Source organism: Mesorhizobium sp. M2E.F.Ca.ET.209.01.1.1 (assembly GCF_004010375.2).
GTDB lineage: Bacteria > Pseudomonadota > Alphaproteobacteria > Rhizobiales > Rhizobiaceae > Mesorhizobium.
This window is the reverse complement of the sequence record NZ_SADP02000386.1, coordinates 1-377: the sequence shown is the minus strand read 5'-3', so window position 1 is coordinate 377 and position 377 is coordinate 1. Positions and strand designations below refer to the sequence as shown.

Annotated in this window: 1 protein-coding gene; it reads right to left on the bottom strand. The window is 69.8% G+C overall.

Annotation, left to right across the window (positions count from 1 at the left end):
* The coding region (locus EN852_RS36105; protein ID WP_189546411.1) for a carbon-phosphorus lyase complex subunit PhnI at window positions 1-377 on the bottom strand (377 nt) is incomplete at both ends.

Sequence of the window (377 nt, the reverse complement as noted above, 5' to 3'; positions counted from 1 at the left end):
CGCCGACAAAGGGATGGTTGCGGGCGTAGCCGCGCTGCGTGGAATAGCCGAGCGCCAGCAGGAAACCCTCGTCGCCGCGTGACAGCGCCTGCAGGCGGATGTCGCGCGCCATCGGGAATTCCAGCGGCTCGCGGGTGATGTCGCCGGGGATGTGATCCTGCGGCATCTTGCCATCGGGCTCGATCAGGCCTTCACGGGCGAGGATGGCCGAGACACGCGGCATGGGCTCGGCTTCGCGGGCGCGCTGCAAGGGTTCGGCGACATCGGCGCCGGTGGCAAGCTCGGGGTCGAGCAGGCGGTGCGTGTAGTCGAAGGTCGGACCAAGCAGCTGGCCGCCAGGCAGGTCCTTGTAGGTCGCCGAGACGCGCCGCTCGACC